The organism is Desulfofustis glycolicus DSM 9705, from assembly GCF_900130015.1.
Classification (GTDB): Bacteria; Desulfobacterota; Desulfobulbia; order Desulfobulbales; family Desulfocapsaceae; genus Desulfofustis; species Desulfofustis glycolicus.
In genome coordinates this window covers 1-2,901 of record NZ_FQXS01000073.1, presented here as the reverse complement: position 1 = coordinate 2,901, position 2,901 = coordinate 1, and the positions used below count along the sequence as shown (strand labels likewise).

Sequence of the window (2,901 nt, the reverse complement as noted above, 5' to 3'; positions counted from 1 at the left end):
AAGCGCCGCTACGACCATCTGGGCCGGCCCGCCGGTATCAGCCTGGATGATGAATACGCTGTCGACTACCGCTACGATCAAACCGGCCGGTTTGCAGCACTCAACTGGACCAGCAACAGCCATCGGGGTACGACCACCTACGACTATCTGGCGGGCAGCGATCTGCTCGCCGGCTACCGGTCGGGGGCTATCGCAGTTACCTACGCCTACGAAGCGCAGCGGGACCTGAAGACAGCGGTCTCCAGCACCAGCCATGATCAGGAGATCTCCCGCTACGAATACCGATACGACCGGCTCGGGCGGCGGATAAACGTGGCCACCACCGGCAGCGCCTTTCCAGTCCCGGCGTTTACGCTGTACGGGTACAACGACCGCAATGAACTGACTACGGCAGCACGCTACGCCGGAGACGACCTGACCGATCAGAGCGCCCCGCTACCCGAGCGGGAACGGTTCTACGATTATGACCCGATCGGTAACCGCAGAAAAGCTGTTGCAGGCCGCAGCACATACGACTACCGGACCAACCCGCTCAACCAATATGAAACGATCACGGCACCGCCGGATCCGTCGCCGCTCGAACTGTTCTACGATCAGGACGGCAACCTGACCGAAATGAAGACCGCTGCCGCCGGAACCCGCTATGTCTTCAACGGTGAAAACCGCTTGATCATCGTGGAACCGACCCGGCCGCACCCCGGTGACAGCAAGCTGCGCTTCAGCTACGATTACCGGGGACGACGGGTGCTCAAAACCGTGAGCACCTATACGGATAACACCTGGCAGCAAACCGCCCGAACTGGTTTTATCTACGATGACTGGAACCTGATAGCTGAACTGAATCTTGATGACGACACAGCAGTGCAGTATGTCTGGGGGCTTGATCTGAGCAACACGCTGCAGGGTGCCGGCGGTATCGGCGGGTTGCTGGTACGGGTGGCTGATGAAGATCAACAACACTATCTGTATGACGCGAACGGCAATGTCGGGCAGCTGGTGGATGGAAAGGGAAAGCTTGTTGCCGCCTATGAGTACGATGCCTATGGGAATACCGTGCAGGTTACCGGAAGCAAAGCGGCTGAGAATCCGTTTCGGTTCTCGACGAAGTATTATGATGCGCTGAGTGGGTTGTATTACTATGGGTACAGATATTATGATCCTGAACTTGGTAGGTGGGTTAATAGGGATCCGATTGAGGAAAACGGGTTTATTTATAAATACAAGGGTGTGATATCAGAATTAAATAAATCAGCACGTAAGACATTAGAAACGATTTTTGATAAAAACAAGATCACACTCAGTGGTAAAAATAGTTTTGCTATTTCGGAGAATGATCCAATAAACAACATAGATGTTTTCGGATTGTATAACTATGTGGTTCATTACTCAGTAGAAACGATTACTCCTTTTGCAGGATTTGGCGCCTTATTTGTTGATGGAATGGTGATATCTATGGAAGAAAGCGAAGAATCATTATTAAGCTCTCTTCGATTATTTGATGCTATTGAATTTTCTGGAGTATTAAAAGGTTGCTCTGCAGGTGTTCCTTACTCCCACATAGTTAACAATATAGAAATATTTACAGACAATTTCATCGGAGGAGGATCTGATGTAACACGTGTTGCTGGAGATTCATTTATCTATACTGGAGGGATAGCCTTCCATAAATGGGGGAAATCCGGTGGTGCTATTACATTGGGTGGTTTAAAAGGAACAAATGACCGGGTATCAAATATAGAAGGTTTCGATCTTTCTGTCGGCTATTTTTGGGGAGAGGTTGAGGTTATTAGTTCCATAAAACATTATGACGACCCATATCTTGGGAAAATATACTAGCATGAAGATAATTGGAGCGATATTCGTACTTTTGCTAATTCCACTTATTCATTGGATTCATACAAATTATGTTTTTCCAAAGATTCAAGAAAGGAAAAAACTCTCAGATATCAACCTCTTCATAGCAGGTCCTCAACACCTGGTATTTTTGTTTCAATACGCTTGGTACTGTTTTGAAGATGGAGAACCTTTAGGTTGGTTTTATTTAGAGTTAACCGCAATTCTACTTTTTCTCATAAGTTTATTCTTAATATTCTAAAAAAAAGGACTAAAAGTAATGAGATATCTCCTGGTAGCGTTGCTTCTTTGCTTACCAGTAAAAGTAAGCGGTGAAACTAATCTTAGCTTCAAAGTACCAACTCTTCCAATTGCAGAGAACGTTGTTAGAAAAGACAATGGTATTTTTATTTTATCAGAATTAAGATACTCAACTAAGATCAATCATCCACAAGAAGTGCTAGATTTTTATAACGAATTTTTCACAAATAATGGTTGGTATTCACCAGCTAATAGGTTTGAAAATACTGGCACAAAGCCACAATGGTATGGAAAACAACACTCAGTTACTAAGGATAATAAGCCAGAAATATCGTATCTCTACAGCTGGGAGTCTGAAGAGAATGATAATAGCCTGAAACTAAATCTAATCCTGACGAATTGGAGCAACAATGTTTTCCTGGCAGACATTGAAATAGCGCTGGTAAGAAATACCAATCCAAAGAATCAACGTAGATTGATAAAATTAATTAATAAACATCCTGAAAATTTTTTTATCCTCTTTGACATCATTGGATCAAATCCGATTGAAATTGATAAAGTTGTACTACCTCCTTCTGTAGAATTAAAAGATAACAAACTTTTTCAACAATATAAGACGATCATTGAAGCTTTTATAATCGATAGTCACTCCAAAGACTAAGACAGTCTTTTGTATAAGACAGTCTTTTGTATAAATGGGGTCAGAGTCAAATTAAAACTGAGCTGTTTCGACAAGTCAGTCAGTGCCGATGCGGTACCAGCAGGAGGACGGCCTCTACCAGCTCACGCTCTTTGCCGATCCGTTTG

The 2,901-nt window shown here is 44.4% G+C and carries 2 protein-coding genes; both read left to right on the top strand.

The window, feature by feature from the left end; translation table 11 throughout:
- A partial coding sequence (locus tag BUC26_RS22325) for an RHS repeat domain-containing protein (protein ID WP_143166144.1) occupies nucleotides 1–1,836 on the top strand: 1,836 nt, incomplete at its 5' end.
- 277 nt (nucleotides 1,837–2,113) lie between these two features.
- The gene (locus tag BUC26_RS22315; RefSeq protein ID WP_073379613.1) at nucleotides 2,114–2,755 is read left to right on the top strand and encodes a hypothetical protein; all 642 of its coding nucleotides are present in this window, start codon (nucleotides 2,114–2,116) and stop codon (nucleotides 2,753–2,755) included.
- Nucleotides 2,756–2,901 lie beyond the last annotated feature (146 nt).